21 protein-coding genes are annotated in these 21,824 nt (G+C 41.1%); 7 read left to right on the top strand and 14 right to left on the bottom strand.

Annotated features, from left to right (window positions below):
* Positions 1-41: 41 nt before the first annotated feature.
* Entirely contained in the window at positions 42-962 is a 921-nt protein-coding gene (rarD, locus tag HC000_RS03345) for an EamA family transporter RarD (RefSeq protein ID WP_179806962.1), read from the bottom strand.
* Between the two features lie 52 nt (positions 963-1,014).
* Positions 1,015-1,470 carry a thioesterase family protein gene (locus HC000_RS03340; protein WP_172459223.1) on the bottom strand — a complete coding sequence of 152 codons (456 nt, stop codon included), beginning with the start codon at positions 1,468-1,470 and terminating at the stop codon, positions 1,015-1,017.
* A gap of 201 nt (positions 1,471-1,671) precedes the next feature.
* Between HC000_RS03340 and recQ the strand changes: the two genes are divergently transcribed.
* The 4 genes from recQ (at position 1,672) to HC000_RS03320 (ending at position 6,239) form a co-directional block, all read left to right on the top strand.
* On the top strand, positions 1,672-3,495 hold the full coding sequence (recQ, locus tag HC000_RS03335) for a DNA helicase RecQ (RefSeq protein WP_011329220.1): 1,824 nt from the start codon (positions 1,672-1,674) through the stop codon (positions 3,493-3,495).
* Positions 3,496-3,502: 7 nt separating this feature from the next.
* A complete protein-coding gene (locus HC000_RS03330; RefSeq protein ID WP_011329221.1) occupies positions 3,503-3,787 on the top strand; it encodes a DUF3630 family protein in 285 nt (94 codons plus the stop codon).
* Between the two features lie 107 nt (positions 3,788-3,894).
* Complete coding sequence (locus HC000_RS03325) at positions 3,895-5,604, top strand: ShlB/FhaC/HecB family hemolysin secretion/activation protein (protein ID WP_179806961.1); 1,710 nt, start codon at positions 3,895-3,897, stop codon at positions 5,602-5,604.
* A 65-nt stretch (positions 5,605-5,669) separates the two neighbouring features.
* Positions 5,670-6,239 (top strand): mechanosensitive ion channel domain-containing protein, encoded by a 570-nt coding sequence (locus HC000_RS03320; protein ID WP_011329223.1) that lies wholly within the window; start codon positions 5,670-5,672, stop codon positions 6,237-6,239.
* A 90-nt stretch (positions 6,240-6,329) separates the two neighbouring features.
* Here the strand turns inward: HC000_RS03320 and HC000_RS03315 are convergent, their stop codons facing one another.
* The 3 genes from HC000_RS03315 to HC000_RS03305 all read right to left on the bottom strand — a co-directional run bounded on the left by HC000_RS03315 (position 6,330) and on the right by HC000_RS03305 (position 8,768).
* Positions 6,330-7,388, bottom strand: coding sequence for a succinylglutamate desuccinylase/aspartoacylase family protein (locus HC000_RS03315; RefSeq protein ID WP_011329224.1), 1,059 nt, complete (start codon positions 7,386-7,388; stop codon positions 6,330-6,332).
* Complete coding sequence (gene rimK, locus HC000_RS03310; protein ID WP_011329225.1) at positions 7,375-8,280, bottom strand: 30S ribosomal protein S6--L-glutamate ligase; 906 nt, start codon at positions 8,278-8,280, stop codon at positions 7,375-7,377. Before rimK ends, HC000_RS03315 begins: the two co-directional genes overlap by 14 nt.
* A gap of 65 nt (positions 8,281-8,345) precedes the next feature.
* On the bottom strand, positions 8,346-8,768 hold the full coding sequence (locus tag HC000_RS03305) for an ATP-dependent zinc protease (protein WP_086995212.1): 423 nt from the start codon (positions 8,766-8,768) through the stop codon (positions 8,346-8,348).
* A gap of 278 nt (positions 8,769-9,046) precedes the next feature.
* On the opposite strand from HC000_RS03305, the gene HC000_RS03300 reads away from it, so the two are divergent.
* The gene (locus HC000_RS03300; protein ID WP_011329227.1) at positions 9,047-10,018 is read left to right on the top strand and encodes a zinc transporter ZntB; all 972 of its coding nucleotides are present in this window, start codon (positions 9,047-9,049) and stop codon (positions 10,016-10,018) included.
* A gap of 165 nt (positions 10,019-10,183) precedes the next feature.
* Here the strand turns inward: HC000_RS03300 and rraB are convergent, their stop codons facing one another.
* The 9 genes from rraB to HC000_RS03255 form a co-directional block, all read right to left on the bottom strand.
* On the bottom strand, positions 10,184-10,519 hold the full coding sequence (rraB, locus tag HC000_RS03295; RefSeq protein ID WP_011329231.1) for a ribonuclease E inhibitor RraB: 336 nt from the start codon (positions 10,517-10,519) through the stop codon (positions 10,184-10,186).
* Entirely contained in the window at positions 10,519-11,232 is a 714-nt protein-coding gene (locus HC000_RS03290; RefSeq protein WP_011329232.1) for a 1-acylglycerol-3-phosphate O-acyltransferase, read from the bottom strand. Before HC000_RS03290 ends, rraB begins: the two co-directional genes overlap by 1 nt.
* A 175-nt stretch (positions 11,233-11,407) precedes the next feature.
* Positions 11,408-13,702 (bottom strand): DNA topoisomerase IV subunit A, encoded by a 2,295-nt coding sequence (gene parC, locus HC000_RS03285; protein WP_011329233.1) that lies wholly within the window; start codon positions 13,700-13,702, stop codon positions 11,408-11,410.
* Positions 13,703-13,712: 10 nt separating this feature from the next.
* Positions 13,713-14,807, bottom strand: a complete 1,095-nt coding sequence (locus HC000_RS03280) for a PQQ-dependent sugar dehydrogenase (protein WP_179806960.1) — start codon at positions 14,805-14,807, stop codon at positions 13,713-13,715.
* Positions 14,808-14,841: 34 nt separating this feature from the next.
* On the bottom strand, positions 14,842-16,731 hold the full coding sequence (gene parE / locus HC000_RS03275) for a DNA topoisomerase IV subunit B (RefSeq protein WP_179806959.1): 1,890 nt from the start codon (positions 16,729-16,731) through the stop codon (positions 14,842-14,844).
* Positions 16,732-16,751: 20 nt separating this feature from the next.
* A complete protein-coding gene (locus HC000_RS03270; protein ID WP_011329236.1) occupies positions 16,752-17,321 on the bottom strand; it encodes a YqiA/YcfP family alpha/beta fold hydrolase in 570 nt (189 codons plus the stop codon).
* A complete protein-coding gene (locus HC000_RS03265; RefSeq protein ID WP_179806958.1) occupies positions 17,306-18,115 on the bottom strand; it encodes a metallophosphoesterase in 810 nt (269 codons plus the stop codon). The genes HC000_RS03270 and HC000_RS03265 overlap by 16 nt, the downstream gene beginning before the upstream one ends.
* On the bottom strand, positions 18,102-18,560 hold the full coding sequence (locus HC000_RS03260) for a DUF1249 domain-containing protein (RefSeq protein WP_058374175.1): 459 nt from the start codon (positions 18,558-18,560) through the stop codon (positions 18,102-18,104). The genes HC000_RS03265 and HC000_RS03260 overlap by 14 nt, the downstream gene beginning before the upstream one ends.
* 44 nt (positions 18,561-18,604) lie before the next feature.
* Positions 18,605-19,231, bottom strand: coding sequence for an NUDIX domain-containing protein (locus HC000_RS03255; protein ID WP_011329239.1), 627 nt, complete (start codon positions 19,229-19,231; stop codon positions 18,605-18,607).
* Between the two features lie 153 nt (positions 19,232-19,384).
* On the opposite strand from HC000_RS03255, the gene tolC reads away from it, so the two are divergent.
* Positions 19,385-20,740, top strand: coding sequence for an outer membrane channel protein TolC (tolC, locus tag HC000_RS03250; protein ID WP_179806957.1), 1,356 nt, complete (start codon positions 19,385-19,387; stop codon positions 20,738-20,740).
* Between the two features lie 125 nt (positions 20,741-20,865).
* Positions 20,866-21,789, top strand: a complete 924-nt coding sequence (lpxL, locus tag HC000_RS03245) for an LpxL/LpxP family Kdo(2)-lipid IV(A) lauroyl/palmitoleoyl acyltransferase (protein ID WP_011329241.1) — start codon at positions 20,866-20,868, stop codon at positions 21,787-21,789.
* Positions 21,790-21,824 lie beyond the last annotated feature (35 nt).

Here is a 21,824-nt window from a genome sequence, read left to right as displayed (position 1 = left end):
AAAATACATCGCGCTACGTGCTTACTTAAGTTAACTAACTTTTAAACCACGCCTGAGGCCACAATAGCGGCTTTTTTACGTTTACGAGATTGCCTAAAAGAGTCCCAACTAAAAATAACCAATGCACTCCAAATACAAACAAATGTAACTACTCGCTCGGCATCAAACACTTCACCGTAAAGCATCACAGCTAATATAAACATCAAACTTGGCCCTATGTACTGAAAAAAGCCTAAAGTGGTGTATTGCAAACGCTTAGCAGCGCCGGTAAAGCACAGTAGTGGTAAGGTGGTAATGATCCCGGCACTAATGAGTAACACATTGGTATGCCAGTCATTAGCAGGCAAGCTTGACGTTGCTGTAGGCACCATTAAATACCAATAAATAAGCGCTACGGGCAAGAGTATAAATGCTTCTATTGAAATACCGGACAATGCTTCCACTGGCAGTTTCTTACGCAGTAAACCATATATTGCAAATGATATAGCTAACGAAAAAGCAACCACAGGAAATGAGCCAAAACTTATTAATTGCAGCAGTACACCGGTAAATGCTAAAGCAACAGCAACCATTTGAAACTTACGTAAACGTTCGCCTAAAAATAACACTCCCAGTAATACATTTAGTAACGGATTAATGTAATAACCTAAACTGGCATCAAGCATATGATTATTATTAACCGCCCATATAAACAAGCCCCAGTTAAACCCCAGTATCGACGAGGTTAAAACCAGCATTAACAATAACTTAGGCTGTACTACAATGCGTTTAATTCTATCCCACTGGCCTAAAATACTCACAATAATAATTAAAAACATCACCGACCACACAACACGATGCGTTAAAATTTCAAATGCAGTAACATGCTGGAGTTGCTTAAAGTATATAGGTGCTAAACCCCATATAGTAAAAGCGATGCAAGCCAAAATGGCGCCCTTGCGCTTCTCGGTATCAATCGGCATAAATAAACACTTAGTTATTCAAAAGGTCGCCAGTTTACTCCGCAAACTTTTATTAGCCAACTAAATACGTACCCGTACCAAATGCTATTTGTACTGCTTGCTCATTATGCAATTCCATCCTACAAACACATACTTTATTGCCCGAGCGAATTAAAGTGGCACTGGCTATAAATTTCTCGCCTTTGCCTGGGCGTAGGTAATCGGTGCGCATATCTATAGTGCCCAAGGTGGCTAGTTTTTGCTGCACAGATAAAATATCAACATCGTTTAGCTTATCTATTACACTTGCTGCAGCTAACATACCACCTACGTTATCGAGCACTGCCGAAATAACGCCGCCATGGAGTATTTTTTGTGCCGGATTACCTATGAGTATATCCTGCCAAGGAAACGATATTTTTGCTTGTTCTGGGCTAAGTGATTCTACCGATATTTTTAAAAACTGATTAAACGGCATATTATTTACAAACAGCGAGCCTACATGCTCTATTAACATTTCTTTATTCATTATTATTCTCTATGTTATATCTGGTAAGAGGAGTAAAGCATAACTAGGATAAAACTAGCAACACAGTTAAATTTATTAGCCGCTTAAAGTCAGCTAATATCCCCCCCCTGAGCGAGTAAATTCACACGTTATAAATTTATTCAAAAAACATTCAACACTCGCTAAAGACATCCTGTACAAAAAACACTAAAATACCCCGCAATGAATACATTAACACCACCCTCTAGCTCACTTGTGCGCACCCCTGAAGCTGTACTCAAACAAGTGTTTGGTTATAGTGAATTTCGCGACGGCCAAAAAACGGTTATTGATGCAGCCATTAACGGCCAAGATTCGTTGGTATTGCTGCCAACCGGTGGCGGTAAATCTGTGTGCTATCAAATACCCGCTTTAGTGCTTGAAGGGGTAACTATTGTTATTTCTCCGCTAATATCGCTAATGCAAGATCAGGTAACTCAACTACAAGCGCTGGGCGTTAAAGCCGCATATATAAATAATAGCTTAGCCCGCGAAGAGCAGCAGCAGGTATACCAACAACTCCATCAGGGATTAATTAAACTACTGTATGTTGCCCCTGAAAAAGTGCTGCAGCGCGAGTTTTTAGAGCGCTTATCGCATTTAAAAATCAGCTTATTTGCTATTGACGAAGCTCATTGTGTATCGCATTGGGGGCACGATTTTAGACCCCATTACTTTCGTTTAAGCGAATTAAAACAACGCTTTGCTCATGTACCTATGATGGCCCTTACTGCAACTGCCGATAAAGCCACTCGTTTTGATATTGTTGAGCAATTAAAGTTACAACAACCCTATATTCATACCGGCAGCTTTGATCGCCCTAATATTCGCTACACCATAGAAGAAAAATTTAAACCTATGGTGCAACTGCTGCGCTATTTAAAAGAACAAAAAAGCCAAAGCGGCATAATTTATTGCACCAGCCGTAAGCGCGTAGACGACATAGCCGAAAAGTTAGCCGACGCGGGACTTAACGCCGCCGCCTATCATGCAGGTATGAGTAACGAGCAGCGCCAATTTGTGCAAACCGGCTTTGCCCGCGACGATATACAAATAGTGGTTGCTACAGTGGCCTTTGGTATGGGTATAAATAAACCCAATGTGCGCTTTGTATTGCATTACGATATTCCCAAAAGCATAGAGTCGTACTATCAAGAAACTGGCCGCGCTGGGCGAGATGGCCTTGCCGCTGAGGCTATAATGTATTTTGATCCGGCTGATATAGGCCGCGTAAGACGCTTTTTTGAAGATATTGACGACGAGCAACGTCGCCGCGTCGAAGAGCAGCGCTTTAATGCCATGGCAAGTTTTGCCGAAGCACAAACCTGCCGTCGACAAATCCTTCTTAACTATTTTAGTGAGTATCAACGTGAGCCATGCGGTAACTGCGATATTTGCTTAAATCCGCCCAAAAGCTTTGATGGCACTTTAGTAGCGCAGCAGGCACTATCGTGTGTGTACAGAGCAGAGCAACGCTTTGGCCTTGGATATATTGTTGAGTTACTACGCGGTGCAAACACCAGTCGTATTCGCGATAATAACCATCATCAACTCAGCACCTACGGCATTGGCAAAGACAAAAGCAGTGAATTTTGGCTAAGTATTTTACGCCAACTTATTCATCAAGGCTTATTAAGCCAAGATATAACCCAAGGTGCATCACTGCGTTTAACCGAAGCCGCGCGCGCTATTTTAAAAAGCGAATATGCGTTGCAACTCGCAGAGCCTCGCCTGCAAGCGAAGCATGTTTATCAAGATAAATTAGCCCAGTTTAATTACGACAAAAAGCTATTTGCTCGCTTAAGGGCGCTGCGAAAAGAGTTAGCCGATGCCGACGATGTACCGCCGTACGTGGTATTTAACGACAAAACGCTTGCAGAAATGGCGCAGCTAATGCCGACCAACGACAGCGAATTCTTAAAGGTGTCGGGTGTTGGCTTTACTAAATTAAATAAGTATGGCGGTGAGTTTTTAACTGCAATTCGCAACTACCTTGCTACTAACTAAGAGCATTATGACCATAATAGAATATCACCACACGCATCAATGCATTATTATTACGCCGGTAGAGCCGCCCCACGACGAAGACTTTGAGCTGTGGAGTCGCTTGTTTTTACACCACGATGAAATAACCATTAATGAGTACTCTGCTGGTGCCGATCGTCATCAACTGCGCTTCACTTATCAGCAGCAAACATTTAATTTAAACTTTGAACACTACAGCCAAAGTATTTGGATTAACGGCGAAGGCCATGACGCTGAACATTTATTAGCCGCACTTACTTTTTACCTAAGTTAATAGCAATTAAATAACTTCAAGCTCTCTACTTTTAACTTACATTTTAGTAACAATGATGTAAGCTGATATTACGGTAGTAATTTGCTACGTAGCAGTAAAGGGTTTGAATGATTACTAAAAAATGGATTTCATCTTGTTGTTTTAGCCTCTGTATTCCAAGCTTTTTTATGTTCAGTTTAGCTGCGCAAGAAACCCCTCATGCGCAAAATGATTGCGCAAGCGAGCAACCAACGCCATCAAGTAGTAATAATTTACGCCGTCAACTAGATCAACCAACGCCACTGTTAAAGCAAAGTAGTAATGCAAAAATTGCCAATATTACCTTGCAGCAACTTAACGTATTTAATACTGAACTCGAAGCCGAAAATAACGCCCTATTTCGCTTTGCTAACCGCGCGCATATTCAAACCGAGCCTGAGGTTATTAAAAGTATTTTATTGTTTGAGAGCGGTGATAATTTTGATCCTAAAAAGCTCGCCGAATCAGAACGCTTACTGCGTAAACAAAACTATTTATACGATGCTCAAGTCATTGCCACCGAAAACTGCGAAGGGAACGTTAATGTTACCGTCGTTACGCGTGACTTATGGACACTACTACCAGAAATAAGCTTTAGCCGCAGTGGCGGAGAAAACAAGTCGAGTATTGGTTTTCGCGAATCTAACTTATTTGGCTGGGGTAAGCGTTTGTCGTTGTCGCGCACTACAGATAGCGATCGCAATGGTTATTTATTTGTATACGACGATCCTAATATTTTATCAACCCGCTATCGTGGGCGTTTAGAGTACGCCGATAATAACGATGGTAAACGCCATCTGCTAGAACTTACCTATCCGTTTTTTGCTATAGACACCCCTTTTAGCTACGGTATTTTAAGCTATTCAGAGCAACGCGAAGAAGCGCTATATCAGCGCGGTGAAAAGTTTAGCGAGTTTGATCAAACGACCGACTACAACAGCTTTTTTGTTGGTCACTCCAAAGCATTAAGCCGTAACTGGACCCAGCGCCTCAGCCTGGGCTACGTTGATGAGCAACATACTTTTGCTGCAATAGACTCTACCTTTGCCCCCTTAGCCGTCGATCGCAGCTTAAGCTATCCTTATGTAAGCGGACACTGGTTTGAAGATAACTTTATAAAAGTACGCAATTTCGACAGTATTTATCGTACTGAGGACTTAAACTTAGGTTGGAACATAAAAGCCTTACTAGGCTACTCCGATGAATCTGTTAGTAACGATGATAGCCGCGCGGTTTACTCTTTTAACTTTAATAAAGCTCACTTTAGTGGTGATAATACCTTATGGCGCTTTAGTGCAGACATTGATGGTTACTGGAATAAAGAGCAGGACAAATTTGAAAATCTGATCTCCACCAGCCAAATACAATATTATTTAAATACCAGCATTGATCAGTCTTGGTATGTAAAAGCTCGGGTGCAGTACGCTAAAAACCTCACTAACGATAAACAACTTACACTCGGCGGCGAAACCGGCCTACGTGGCTACCCTATGGATTATCAGCATGGAGATCGCAGCTTTTTAGTGAGTTTAGAAAAGCGTTACTATTGGGAATATGATTTACTGCAATTATTTAAAGTAGGCGGCGCGGCATTTCTTGATGTTGGCCGAGCATGGTCTAACACCCCAAACAATATTGAAGATAGCCGCGTTCTTAAAAATGTAGGTATAGGCCTGCGCTTAGCACCAAGCCGTGCAAATGCCGGCACCATGATCCATATAGATATAGCTGCACCGCTAGATAGTGCCGATGGCGTAGATTCGGTACAGTGGCTGGTAAATGTTAAAAATTCTTTTTAAATGGCTATTTCGTCACACCCTAAAGCGTTAAACTGGGCATATATAATTATTATGAGACTATAACTTTGGAATTGTTAGCTCTGCTTGGCACCCAATATAAACTGGTCGTTACCCTTATTGCGTTATTACTTTTTCCGATACTGTTAAAAGGTACTAAAAAGCTTCTCGAAAAAGCTATTAAAGGAAAAATAGACCTACACCGAAAATATCGTGCTGAGCTATTACTTAAAATTATCCTCGCATTTGTGATGTTATGTTTAGTGCTGGTATTTTGGGGTATTGAGCTACGTGGACTCCTAGTACTAGGTTCGTCGCTATTTGCTATGCTAGGTGTTGCACTGTTTGCCGCTTGGTCATTACTTAGTAACCTCACCGCTTTTTTACTGATGTTTATTCAAAATGACTGCCGCGTTGGCTATTGGGTACGTATTGTTGATGGCGCAAATAGTATTGAAGGGCGCATTATAGAAATGGGCTTAATGAATGTAGTGCTTGAGCACATTGACGGGCATAGAGTTATATACCCTAATAACTTATTTGTAACTCGTCCGGTACTGGTTTTAAACAAAGAACCTAAGCCAACAAAAGCACCGGTAATTAGGCGTATTATTGGCCCCAAAAAGCCAAATAAATAGTAATAAAAAAGCCGTTTTGTTATCCCAACTGGGTTAACTAAAACGGCTTTACAATTTATTCTATCTATATTTAGTAGCTTACTATTATAACTAGTTATTTAACTCAGCTGTTTTAAGCTCATCATCTAAATCATTTATTTCATCAATAAAAGTGCCAAGCTGTTGTTCAACCAAGCTATTTGCATGAGCAAAATACGCAATATGAAACACCGCATCACCCTCATTTACTAATGGCATAGTTTGCTGGCCAATAATAATTCCACTGCGTGGTGCTGGTAGCTCAAGTTCAGAGTCGCCAAGTGGGCTGCTAATATAAGCAAGTACTTGCCCCTTAGTAACACGCTCTCCAAGCGATACCTGCGCACGCACAATACCATCTACATTAGCACGCACCCAACTTGTAGAGCTGGCTATAATAGGCTCAGGAAGCTTTCTAGGACGCTTACCACGGATCATTTTTAAATGACGCATAACATAGTCAACGCCTTGTACACCTGCAGCAATCGCAAATGGGTCAAAACGCAGTGCTTCACCGGCTTCATAAGTAATAACCGGGATCCCTAAGTTAGCGGCTTCGCTGCGCAGTGAGCCATTACGTAACGAGGCATCTATCACTGCGGGTGTACCAAATGCTTTAGCCATTTGTGCGGTGGCTTCATCGGCTAAATTAGCGCGTATTTGCGGTAAGTTAGTGCGGTGAATAGCTCCCGTATGTAAATCAATAATATGGGTACAATGTACTGCCACTTGATTAAAAAACATATACGCCATACGACCAGCCAGCGAGCCACGCTCTGAACCCGGAAAACTGCGGTTCATATCGCGTCTATCAGGTAAGTAGCGCGACTTATGTATAAAGCCAAACACATTTACAATCGGCACCGCAATCAGCGTGCCGCGCAACTGGTTAGGATCTATTTTAGCAAGTAATTGCCGCACCACTTCTACGCCATTGAGCTCATCGCCATGAATAGCCGCACACACCATAAGTACCGGCCCTTCCATAACACCATTAACCACTTCAATTGGAATATTAAGTGGAGAGTGGGTATAAAGTTTTGCCGCTTCTAAGGCCAGCGTTTTACGCTCGCCTACGCCAACACTTTCACCTAATAAGGTAAAAGAACGGTTAATTTTAACCTTTGCCACGAGTTGCTGTTCCTTTACTTGATGCTGTTTTTTCAATGAAATCAATCACCATGCCTGCAATATCTTTACCTGTTGCTATTTCAATGCCCTCAAGGCCTGGTGATGAGTTAACTTCCATCACTAAAGGACCACGTGATGAGCGAAGTAAATCAACACCGGCTACATTTAAGCCCATCGCTTTAGCAGCTGCAACGGCTGTTTTACGTTCTTCTGGCGTAATACGCACTAATGTAGCGCTACCACCACGGTGAAGGTTTGAGCGGAACTCACCTTCTTGTGCTTGGCGTTTCATTGCTGCAATCACTTTGTCACCTAAAACAAAACAACGGATGTCAGCACCACCGGCTTCTTTAATGTATTCTTGCACCATAATGTTAGCTTTTAAGCCCATAAATGCTTCAATAACACTCTCAGCCGCTTTACGCGTTTCAGCCAATACCACACCAATACCTTGCGTGCCTTCTAGTAGTTTAATTACTACCGGCGCACCGCCTACCATTTCGAGCAAGTCTTTTACATCATCTGGTTTACTAGCAAAACCAGTCACTGGCATACCTACACCTTTACGAGATAAAAGCTGTAATGAGCGCAACTTATCGCGAGAGCGAGAAATAGCAACCGACTCGTTTACTGGATACACGCCCATCATTTCAAATTGACGCAGCACCGAACAGCCGTAAAACGTAACTGATGCGCCAATACGCGGAATAACTGCATCAAAGCCTTTTAAGTTTTCACCACGATAGTGAATTTCTGGTAGCTCAGAGTTTATATTCATATAACAACGCAGTGCATCTACTACTTTAACTTCGTGACCACGAGCTTCAGCCGCCTCAATTAAACGACGCGTTGAATACAATTTTTTGTTGCGAGATAAAATACCAATTTTCATAATTTAAACCTTAAATAAGTACGTATTATTTTAGAAGCTTAGTCCCTCTAAAAGTTAATACATCCTTATAATAAATGAGATAAAGCCGGGTCAACGACTATACGATTTTCCATGGCTGTACGCCCGAGTAACATTCTAAACTTCATTGTTGCGCGGCTAGTTAAGGTAATTTCTATAGGCCAGCTATATTTACCCGCATGCAATGTTGTTTCTATAAAGTAACGTAACTCTTTTTGCCCGCCAGAGCTGGTTACGTGCTTCTTCTTTTTAACTTTTGCATTGCAAACAACTTGTGTTTCTTCATCTTCTTGCAATGGCTGGGTAATAAATTTAACCCACTTTTCGCCATCAACTTCATACTCTTCTATATTAAGTGCATGAATACATGAGGTGCGGGCACCGGTATCAATTTTTGCTTTTACTTTCTCGATGCCTAGCTCTGGTAAACTCAACCACTCACGCCAACCAACGGTAATCTTTGCTGTCATAAATGTGCCCTTAATAAAAAAGTGTCTTATACGCTACCGGAAAAAAAACACCAACAAAATAAATTTATCAAGTCGACAAATTGATTTGATTGATCTTTATAGCCGACTAGTTTAACAATATAAGCGTAACAAACTAGTCAACTTTAAGGGCCAAAAACCCCCTTGTTCGAAGCGCTAAATAAATTTAACTTCTTAAAAAAGAAAGATAAGTTTAATTTACTAAAGTAAATACACTATAGTAAACGGTATTAAAAACACACCATCTATGAGAAATTATTATGATTAATGGCTTACTTCACGCCCTTGTACTTGATGAGCAAGGCGGTGCGCGCACTATAGAAAACAGCGCCGAACTACATAATTGGCAACCAGAGCAAGGCAAGCTTTGGGTGCACATGGATTATAGCCAAGCTGACGTTGTCACTTGGCTAAAAGGCTGTGAATTTTTAACCGACTACGAATTAGAGTCGCTAACTGCAGACGAAACTCGTCCACGTATCACCCCTGCTACAAACGGCCATATGTTATTTTTACGCGGTATTAATTTAAATCCGGCACAAAGCCCTGAAGACATGGTTTCAATTCGCCTTTTTATTAACGATGATATTGTTATTACTACCCGAAAGCGTCGCTTACTATCTATTCAAGATATTTTAGCTTCATTTAGTAACAATACCGGTCCGCGCAGTATTTCTGAACTCGTCTGCACTATCACCCAAAAACTCACTTCCCGTATGGAAAGTGTTATTGATGCTTTAGATGAAACCCTAGATGAATTTGAAGAAGAAATAGATGAGCCAAGCAAAAAGTTTGATAATCAAGGTTTGTCGCAATTACGTCGGCAAACTATTGCTTTAAAACGCTATTTAAAGCCACAAAAAGAAGCGCTTATTAGCATGGTTAATCATCACTATTCATGGCTCTTCGATGAGGATAAAGCTAAGCTTAATGAAACCACTAATTTACTAACTCGTTACCTTGAAGAATTAGACAGCTCAATAGAGCGGGCGCAAATTATTCAACAAACAGTCACTAACCAAGTATCTGAGCAGCTAAATCAGCGTATGTATGTTATGTCGGTGGTGGCTGCATTATTTTTGCCACTGGGCTTTTTAACCGGCTTATTAGGCGTAAACGTAGGCGGCATACCTGGCACAGAAAGCCCTTATGCGTTCACCTTATTCGTAGTATTTTTAGTTGTGCTTACCGGCAGTATTGGCGTGTACTTTAAAAATAAAAAATGGTTGTAACAGTATAAATTAAAATTTTAGGAATGAGATACTAGTGCGGGAGTTGATAAATCGTGTCGCTTTTGACCCGCAGAGCCGCGGTACTTTTAATTTCAAGCCAGATGGCTTTTAAATAAAAAAGGCGAACATTTTACAATGTTCGCCTTTTTTATAACAGTCAGCTAATTACTCTTGAAAGTAAGTGCCCCAACCGTCGTATTCTACTTCGCATTCAACAGCAAGTGCTGCCAGCTTATCAACGTCTTCCATTATTACGTCAACATCAAGCTCTGACTCTACAACTATGTCAAAACTCCAAATTTTTGCACCGTCTTCAAGCTCAAGCTCTGCTGGCTCTTCCACATCGTAGCCTAATTTAAAAGCGGCTAATGCGGCCTGCTCTAACTTAGGGAAGTCTTCACATACAAAGTGATGTTCTACTTCGTAAAGTATTTCAGGGTCTGAACCATCTTCGAGTAATGAAGATACGATGTCTTCACTTATTTCACGCCAGTTTTCCATTAATTTTCTCTCACTTGAGCATCTAATTCAGTTATTTTAGCAGCCATAATACTGTGCACACTTTTAGCGTGCTCGCGCGCGCTGATGTTTTTATCAAGCGATATGGGGGCTAACATTTCAATATAAATTGTACCATTATCCCAACGATTTAGTTTAATGGTTTTATGCGTTGTGCTCATACATACGGGCACTATGGGTACTTGCGCACTTAAAGCGGTATGAAATGCGCCTGTTTTTAAAGGTAATAAACCGCGTCCGTAACTGCGTGTACCTTCTGCAAACATCCATACTGATAAGCCATTTTTCTTTATTTTTTCAGCGGCTTTAGAAATAGTTCCCGCAGCTTTTGAGCGGTTTGTACGATCAATTAAAATATTCCCCGAAAGCCAATACAACTGACCAAAAAATGGCACCCACTTTAAGCTTTTTTTACCTACGCTAACACAGTTTTTAGGCACCATTGCAGGAATAGTAAATAAGTCATAACTATTTTGATGATTTGCCACATAAACCGCAGGACCAAGATTTACGCTATCCGGATGGTACTTTCGTACAACTTTAACGCCCAGCATTTTTGCTACTGAGCCAAACCAGCTCGCTATAATATGCACATTATTAGGATGAAATGGCCTCACTATTGATAACAGTAACCCAAAAATACAACTTAATAATATAAACAACAGCATAATAAAAATACGTATAACAGCAAGCAACAGAGCGTCTCCAAATATAATCGCGTTAAGCCAGCGGCTATTATAACGTTATTTTATGATCTACACGAGAAAATAGCGCACAAGTGTACGCTCAATTTTATAACAAACTAAATTTATAACAAAAAAATGGCCTGCATAAGCAAGCCGTTTAATATGAGCGAATGTGAATTAATCGCTACTCATCAATAGCATTTTCAATTGGCTCGTCATTTTGCGGGCTAAACTCTACAACAGCTTCATCTACTCTTTGTAGGCCTCGTGGTAGTTTATTACCCCTACGCCCTCGCTCGCCATAATAATGCTCTAAATCACTTGGTTTAAGCGTTAGTTTTCGCTTACCTGCATGCAGCGTTACACTACTGCCCTCAGGCACTACTGCTAATACTTTTACAAACTCTTCGCGGGCTTGTACTTTAGCCCCCGGAATAGAAATTATTTTATTACCTTTACCTTTACCTAGTTTTGGTAAGTCGCGCAGCGGAAATAACAACATCCGCCCTTCGTTGGAAATGGCCATACAATAATCACTAGCGACCTCGTTAACCCTAATTGGCGACAGTAATAAACCGCCTTTAGGTACGCTCACCAATGCTTTGCCGTTTTTGTTTTTACTCACTAAGTCTTTAAAGTCAGTAATAAAGCCATAACCTGCGTCTGATGCCATAAGTAATACTTGGTTATCTTCACCCATTACTACATGCTCAAAGTTAGCGCCTGCACTAAGGTTAAAACGCCCTGTCATGGGCTCACCTTGGCTACGTGCTGAGGGCAGGCTATGCGCATCGGTTGCAAACGCTCGTCCTGCTGAATCTAAAAACACGGCGGGCTGGTTACTCTTACCCCGAGCTGAGGCTCTATAAGCATCACCGGCTCGATAACTTAACCCTTGCACATCTAAATCATGTCCTTTGCCAACGCGTGCCCAGCCCTTGTCTGAAAGCACCACAGTGACCGACTCTGATGGGATTAAATCTTTTTCATTTAACGCTTTTGCTTCTAGGCGTTCAACAACTGGCGAGCGACGGTCGTCGCCATATATTTCAGCCGCTTCTTGAATTTCTTTTTTAAGCAACGTTGACATACGACGATCTGAGCCTAGCGTTTGCTGCAATTTATCACGCTCTTTAGCGAGTTCATCTTGCTCACCACGTATTTTAAATTCTTCTAACTTAGCTAAATGACGAAGTTTTAGCTCTAAAATAGCTTCTGCTTGTATGTCTGTTAAATCAAAGCGCTCCATTAATACTGGCTTTGGTTTATCTTCGCTGCGAATAATTTCAATCACTTCGTCAATATTTAAAAAGGCTGCTAATAAGCCTTCTAAAATATGTAAACGCGCTAACACTTTATCTAAACGATATTGTAGACGTCGACGTACTGTTTCGCGTCTAAACACTAACCACTCGGTTAAAATAGTCAGTAAATTTTTAACTTGCGGACGCCCATCTAGGCCAAGCATATTTAAGTTTACACGATAGCTTTTTTCTAGATCTGTGGTGGCAAATAAGTGCGCCATTAACGGCTCAGCTTTAATGCGATTTGAACGCGGAATAATGACGATTCGAGTCGGGTTTTCGTGATCTGACTCATCGCGTAAATCGGCTACCATTGGCAGCTTTTTAGCGTTCATTTGCGCTGCAATTTGCTCCAGTACTTTACCACCAGAGCACTGATGTGGCAGTGCGGTAATAACTATATCACCCTGTTCTTGCGTATAAACAGCACGCATTTTGATTGAACCACGCCCAGTTTTATATATTTTGTGAATATCGGCTTTTGGGGTAATTATTTCTGCGTCTGTAGGGTAATCTGGCGCATGTACCAAGGTGAGTAATTCTTCAAGCTCAGTTTTTGGTTTATCAAGTAATAAGCAACAGGCACTGGCTACTTCACGCACATTATGAGGCGGAATATCGGTTGCCATACCAACTGCAATACCCGTTATACCATTGAGTAATATATGCGGTAAACGCGATGGCAGTACCACAGGCTCATCCATGGTGCCGTCAAAGTTTGGCGTCCAATCTACCGTCCCTTGGCCTAGCTCTTTGAGGAGTATTTCAGAGAACTTAGATAAACGTGCTTCGGTATAACGCATTGCCGCAAACGATTTAGGATCGTCGGCCGCACCCCAGTTTCCTTGCCCGTCAACCAATGGATAACGATAAGAAAACGGCTGCGCCATTAATACCATGGCTTCATAACAGGCACTATCACCATGGGGATGGTATTTACCTAGTACGTCACCTACGGTACGGGCTGATTTTTTATACTTGGCATTAGCCGATAACCCCAGCTCGCTCATGGCATAAATAATACGTCGCTGTACTGGTTTTAAGCCATCGCCCACATGGGGTAATGCCCTATCCATAATTACGTACATAGAATAGTTTAAGTAGGCGTCTTCGGTAAAACGACCCATTGTTTGTTGCTCAATTCCTTGCATTAGCAAGGTATCTGTATCACTCATTAAAGCTTACCTAGTTTTTCTTATAGCTTACACGGTAGATCACATTGGCGTAATCATCGCTTACCAATAGACTGCCGTCACCTAATTCTGCAAATGCAACAGGGCGTCCATATGTTGTTTCGTCTTGCATAAAGCCTGTAATAAATGGCGTATATTTAGTTACACGGCCTTGTTCAATGCTCGCTAATGCCACTTTATAACCTGACTTTTTAGAACGGTTCCACGAGCCATGTTCAGCAACAAATAACTGCTGCTTATAGCTTGCTGGAAATTGCTTACCGTTATAAAAATGAATACCCAAAGGCGCTACATGCGCCGGTAAGGCTAGTGCAGGTGAAGTATAGTTGGCAATTTTTTTACCTTTTCCAAATTCAGGGTCAATAATCGCGCCTGCGTGAACATACGGAAAACCAAAATGCTCGCCCTCTTTAGTGACTCTATTTAACTCATCTGGCGGAATGTCATCCCCCATCATGTCGCGACCATTGTCGCTAAACCATAACGCTTGTGTGCTAGGGTGAAAGTCAAATCCTACTGAGTTACGTACGCCTTGCGCCAGTGTAGTAATTTGCTTGGTTTCTACGTTTAACGCAAAAATACGGCCAAAACGCTCGTCTTCAGCGCAAATATTACAAGGTACACCAACCGGAATTATTAGCTCGCCAGTTGGGGCAAAGCGTAAAAATTTCCAACCATGATGGCGCTCTGATGGCAGCGCATCGTAAAGCACCTCAAACTGTGGGTTTTTTAGTTGCGTATCAATATTTTTAAAACGAATGATGCGGTGTACTTCACCAACATATAAATCGCCATCTTTAATTGCTAAACCTGAAGGCATATTTAAGCCCTCTGCAACCAGCATTTTTTTATCTGCTACGCCATCGCTGTTATGATCAATAAGTGCATATACATTGCCTGCTTTGCGCGAGCCAACATATACTATGCCTTTTTTTGATACTACAACTTGCCGTGCATTTTCAACATCACTGGCAAATAAGCTAAGCTCAAACCCCGGGGCTACTGTGAGTTTATCTAATATATTTTTAGCCATTACGGTATTGCTAGTTAAACCTAGTAATAGCACTATTTTTAGTACCGTATTCATATATTCTCCTTGTTTATTTAAACGCAGACGCTAATTAAACTTGTGCCTTGTTACCGTGATCCTCTAGCCATTGACGCCTATCTGCAGAGCGTTTTTTAGCCAGTAACATATCCATCATTTCCATGGTTAATTCTTCTTCATCCAAGGTGAGTTGCACTAAACGCCGGGTATTTGGATCCATAGTAGTTTCACGCAGTTGCAACGGGTTCATTTCACCCAAGCCTTTAAATCGCTGTACGTTTACTTTACCGCGTTTTTTCTCAGCTTCAATGCGCGCTAAAATACCGGTTTTTTCGTCTTCATCTAGTGCGTAATAAACATCTTTACTAATATCGATTCTAAAAAGTGGTGGCATAGCAACATACACATGCCCTGCTTTTACTAGTGGCTTAAAGTGGCGCACAAATAAGGCGCACAATAGGGTAGCTATGTGTAACCCATCCGAGTCAGCATCGGCTAATATACATATTTTATTATAGCGCAGCGCTGTTAAATCGTCTGAATCTGGGTCTATACCTAATGCCACCGAAATATCGTGCACCTCTTGCGATGCTAATATTTGCCCCGAATCAACTTCCCAGGTATTTAATATTTTACCACGCAGCGGCATTATTGCTTGAAACTCACGATCTCGCGCTTGCTTAGCCGAGCCACCTGCCGAGTCACCTTCCACTAAAAATAGCTCGGTGCGATCGTTATCTGCGGCGCTACAATCGGTTAATTTCCCCGGAAGTGCAGGCCCTGCGGTTACGCGTTTGCGGATCACTTTTTTAGCAGCACGTAAACGTCGCTGCGCATTAGAAATACACAATTCAGAGAGTTGCTCTGCAATATCGGTATGCTCGTTTAGCCATAAACTAAAGGAGTCTTTTACTACGCCCGATACAAATGCCGCACATGAGCGTGACGATAACTTTTCTTTAGTTTGACCGGCAAACTGCGGATCTTGCATTTTAACTGAAAGCACATAGCTACAACGCTCCCAAATATCATCTGGGGTGAGTTTTACACCTCGTGGTAATAAATTTCTAAACTCACAAAACTCACGCATTGCCTCAAGTAAACCTTGGCGTAAACCGTTTACATGAGTACCGCCTTGTGCGGTAGGTATTAAGTTTACGTAACTTTCAGCTATTGACTCGCCCCCTTCAGGTAGCCAAATCAATGCCCAGTCTGCACCTTCTATTGAGCTTGAAAACTCACCTACAAAGGGCACATCTGGTAATGTTTCGTAGCCTTTAATGGCTTCAATTAAGTAATCTTTTAAACCCGTTTCGTAAAACCATTCTTGGGTTTCTTTAGTTTGCTTATTAACAAACTTAATGCGTAAGCCTGGGCATAACACGGCTTTAGCTTTTAATAAGTGATTTAGTTTAGTGATTGAATAGTTAGGCGAATCAAAGTAACTAACGTCTGGCCAAAAACGTACTGTGGTACCGGTATTGCGCTTACCCACCACGCCAATTACGCTTAAGTCTTCAACTTTTTCGCCATTTTCAAATGCCATTCTGTATTGCTGGGCATCTCGTCTAACGGTCACTTCTACGCGGGTTGATAGCGCATTTACAACCGAAATACCAACGCCGTGTAAACCACCCGAAAACTGATAGTTTTTGTTAGAAAACTTACCACCAGCATGCAGTTTGGTAAATATTAGCTCAACCCCGGGAATACCTTCCTCTGGGTGAATATCAATAGGCATACCACGGCCATCGTCACTCACTTCGAGCGAGTTATCTTCGTGTAAGATCACATCTATTCGAGTGGCATGGCCGGCCATTGCTTCATCGACACTATTATCGATAACTTCTTGGCCTAAATGATTTGGCCGCGAGGTATCTGTATACATACCGGGGCGGCGTTTTACCGGATCTAACCCATTGAGTACTTCAATAGCTTCGGCGTTATAATTTTGCTGACTCATAATTTTTATCTTTATATGCGCTAACTAGTTTTATTTAATTTAAGAAAATCGACAATGCTTGCAATAGTGCGCTCAAAGCCAATAAAGCTGTGATCACCACCAAATTCTATTAATTGCTTACAGTGTGAATAATAATTTACTGCGTGTTGAAAATTTAACACTTCATCACCCGTTTGTTGCAACAAGTACAACAACTCAGGGTGCTTTAACTCGCTCAATGTTAATACTTTTAAAGCATCTATATGACGGTTATTTAGTTCATAATTATAATCTTGATACGGATTATAATTTGCCCCAAGTAAAGGCTGTAATAAATTGCCCGGTGCTACCGCTGGGTTAATAACCACCGCAGGAATATGATAACGCTGCGATAAATAGGTGGCAAAAAAACCGCCTAATGAACTACCTAATAACGCGGTATTAGGTGTGATTAACTGCTCTAACTCGATAATAGCTTGCAGAGGTTCGTGGTTTAAACGTGGCACATAATAGTCAACATCATAGTGTGCCATAAGCTCACCAAAGCGCACAGCTTTATATGATTTTTCAGAACTATTAAAACCGTGAATATAAATTACGCGCTTAACCATATCACGTCCGTATTTATATGCACTTGCCCTTGCGCTGAGTTTATATAAAGCATTCTATAAGCTGGGCCATTATTTTGCTGTTGCCACGCTTTACTGTGCTTAGTAAATTGCACTGAGCTTGCCGGCGTAGCGTAAATATCAAGCTCTCTAAAACATTGCGTATAATCATTATGCACATGACCATGAATAAGCGCAGCAACATTGCCATTATTAACCAACGTATTTAATAGTTGTGGGCCATTTTCGAGCATATGTTTATCTAAATAACCGTTTATTGGCAACGGATTATGATGGCAAAATACCAGTTGCTTACTAACTGGCTGCGCTAAACAATCGGATATTTCATTTAAATGCTCACTTGTCACCCAACCGGCTGGAGTGAGCCCTTTGGAGTTAATAAGTAATAGCTCAATATCAGTGCTTGCGTTATTAGTTAGGTTATTAGCCACTAAGCGTTTTGACGCTTTTATTTGTCCACCACTGATTTGCTCAAGCAAGGCAATTTCGTCATGATTACCTGGTAGCCAAAATACTGGGCAAGTAAGTGTACTGTTGTTTATAAGCTCACTAAATAATAAGTAAGATTCCATACTATGATCTTGTGTTAAATCACCGCCAAATACCACTGCATCTAGTTGTTGTAACGCCATATGTTCAAGCGCTTGTTGAAAATATGTGGCTGTATTTACCCCAAAGTACTCAGCATTTCTATCGGCAAATAAATGGCAATCTGTAACATGAGCAATACGTAAAGATGGCTTATTAAAAGTATAAGTATCATCAAACCAAGCCATTATTTACATCCCAATTTAGCGTGGCTTGGCCATGCTCAACACACGCCACCAGCCAATCATATAAAAAGGCGTTAAGCTGATATTTTTCATCTTTTTGATGCATTTTAGGATTAGGATAACCGTAAGAAGGTTTTATGCGCTGATGATAGTCGTGATGAATAATTTCGGCCACTTTCGCATCATTATAAAGCCTAACGGTTAAGTATAATGGGGTAATGCCTTTTACCATTCCTGATAGCTGTTTAATTGACACATCCATAGTGTATTTAGCCATGTCATCTATTTTTACAGCAAACTCACTGTTACCCAACTTTACCTCGCGAATACTCTGTTTAGTTTGCTCGCTTGGTAATAACTTTAAAAGCCGCACGTAATTATGCTCGCAAAGTGTTAAATACTTTGGAAGGTTTTGAATATATCTTTGGGTTGCTAAAAGTGCTGTCAAAGTACCGCCATTACAATTTATAAATTACTATTTATGTATAAAATTTATGCCCACTTGTTGATCATACCATCACGATTGAGCGCTAACCATTGCAAACAAATAACCGTTGCAGCATTGTCTATTTCCCCACTATTAAGCCGTGCCAGTGCATCATCTAGTGTTAATATATGGGTTTTAATATCCTCCCCTTCCGTTTCTAAACCGTAAACTCCGCTGTTTACTTGGCTTAAATCGGCGCGGGCTAAATATAAATGTAACCGCTCAGTAGTGCCACCGGGGCTTGAAAGATACGAAAGCATAAACTCGAGCTCGGTTAAATTAAGTCCGGCTTCTTCATAGGCTTCTTTTTTTACTACCGCTGCATAATCCTCACTGCCATCGGTCATACCTGCAATACATTCTAACAGCCATGGCGAATGTTTGCTTTTTATTGCACCAATGCGTATTTGCTCTATTAATAACACTGTATCGGTTACAGGGTCGTAAGGCAGCACGGCAATAGCATCGCCGCGTTCTAAAATTTCACGGCTAATGAGTTGCGACTCGCCACCGGCAAATAATGCATGTTCAAATTGATATAAGTTAATTTTAAAAAAACCATCGTAAAGGTTAGTAATAGGTTTTAATCTCACATCTTGGTGAGTAAATTCGATCAACTTTTTATTGGTCATATAACTACCTCTTACTTATTTTAATAAACTAAAGTGGATTAATATATTCTGTTACACTTACAAACATTGTTTTACTCATTTTTTTTTTAGTTATGAGCCAAAACAGGTTAACATGCCCAATAGTATAAAATTTGTCTAAGGACCGAACCACACATGAAAAAGAACATCCTTGCGGCGCTGGTTAGTTTATCATGCGCAATTGGCGCTACAGCTGCTCACGCTGAAGATTTACTGCAAGTTTTTGAAATTGCGACAGCAAACGATCCTACCGTGTTAAAGGCAAAAGCCCAAGCGGATGCACAATCTTATCAAAGTGATCGTGCGATGAGCGCATTATTACCTCAAATAGGTTTAAGCTTAGGCTACGAAAAAAGTGACTCTACCTCTTTTCAAGTTGATGAAAGTACCTTCAACCAAGTTAAACTAGAAAGCGATACTGACCAATTCACTCGTGGTGTTAGCTTAAGCCAAACACTGTTTGATTTAGGCGCATGGAATAACCTAGGTATTGCTGATAAACAAGCTTTACAAGCCAGTGCACAGTACGATTTTGCTAAGCAAGATTTAATAGTACGTGTTGCCGATGGTTACTTTAATGTATTAAGTGCTATCGATAGCCTTGAATTTGTTAAAGCTGAAAAGCGCGCTATTGAACGCCAATTAGAGCAAACAAAGCAACGCTACGCGGTAGGCCTAACTGCTATTACCGACGTACACGAAGCCCAAGCTCAGTTTGATAACTCAGTAGCACAAGAAATTGTTGCCGGTAATGCCGTAGAAACAGCACGTGAACTACTGCGCGAAATAACAGGTAAGTACCACGCAAAACTTGACGTTTTAAATACCGAAACATTTTCAACTGTAAAGCCAAATAAACCCTCTAGCGACTTAGTTAAAGTGGCTGAAGAAAAGAACTTAAATTTACAAGTAGCAAAAGTCACAGTTGATATAGCTAAAGATCAAATTGAGCTAGCGAAAGCAGGCCACTACCCAAAGTTAACACTTGATGCGCGTTACGGTGATTCTTTAACCAATCGCGACATAAACGGTGCAAGTTTTGATAACCAACCTCGTGCCGATTCGACCACTATAGGTATCAACTTTAGTGTGCCTCTTTACTCAGGTGGTGCCACGGTTGCTGCAACTAATCAAGCACGTGCATTTTACGTCGCTGCAAGCCAAGATTACGAAACTAACTATCGCGCAGTTACACGCACAGTTATTACTTCTTATAATCAAGTGGTTTCAGATATAGCGACCTTTAGAGCGCTAGAGCAAGCGGTTATATCTGCCGAAAGTGCACTTAAAGCAACTGAAGCAGGTTTTGAAGTAGGTACTCGTACTATTGTTGATGTACTTGTTAGCACACAAAACTTGTACAATGCAAAACGCAACCTTGCCAATGTTCGCTATCGCTACGTGGTATCTACGCTGCGCTTAAAGCAAGCAACAGGAACACTGACAAATGCTGACTTAATGGCGATTAATAAAGGTTTAAACGCAATTTAACACAACTTAGTGTCCCGTCCTGAAATAGGTTGACGGTTTTAATTAAAGGCCAGCATTTTGCTGGCTTTTTGTGTTTTATAGCGCTTAGCGTTAAACTAGCGTTTTTATTATTAGAGAATTTTTTTGTGGTTACCTCATCTCCTTTTAAAATATCTTTTTTGGGTCCTCGTTACTGGTTAACTTGGGTGGGTGTTTTCTTTTTATATTTAATTTCGTGGCTACCACAAAAGCTACAACTAGCAATGGGCAAGCAGCTTGGCCGATTAGTGCATAAATATATGAAGCGACGCCGCCATATTGCTGAGGTAAATATAAGACACTGCTTCCCAGATATGAGCGAAGCAGACCAACAAGCATTAGTATTAAAAAACATGGAAAATACCGGAATGGCCATGGTCGAAACCGGTATGGCATGGTGGTGGCCAAAGTGGCGAGTACAAAAAGCTTACGGTTCAATAAAAGGGCTTGAGCACTTTGAGCGCATTCAAGCGTCGGGCAAAGGCGTGTTAATGCTAGTTCCGCATATTTTGCATCTTGAAATGGCGAGCCGTGTAATGGGATTAAAATACCAAGGCTTAGGTTTTTATCGCCCGCACAACAATCCGCTTATGGAATACTTTACTACCAATGGTCGCTTGCGCTCTAACGAATATTTAATTGGCCGAAAAGACGTAAAAGGTTTATTAAAAGCACTCAAAAACAAAAAAATATGTTACTACTTACCTGATCAAGATTATGGTCGTAAGCATTGTGAATTTGTGCCATTTTTTGCCGTACCAGACACAGCAACAACCACAGGAACGCTAATGTTTGCAGCCAGTAAACACTGTGAAACAGTTAGTTTAGTTAGCCGTCGTGACGAACACGGTAAATACCACTTAGAAGTATTACCTGAACTTGAAAACTTCCCCAGTGGCGACAAGAAAGCCGATGTAACTCGTGTTAACCAACGTATAGAGCAAGCAATTAATGCCGCTCCTGAGCAATATATGTGGCTACACCGCCGTTTTAAAACACGCCCCGATGAAAATAGCACTTCTTTTTATTAAAAGTAATGGTATAACAATAGATAATAAAAATAAAA

The organism is Pseudoalteromonas sp. MIP2626 (genome assembly GCF_013414205.1).
GTDB classification, from domain to species: Bacteria; Pseudomonadota; Gammaproteobacteria; order Enterobacterales; family Alteromonadaceae; genus Pseudoalteromonas; species Pseudoalteromonas nigrifaciens.
Note: the sequence above shows the minus strand (reverse complement) of the source record. Positions and strands in the feature narration are given on the sequence as shown.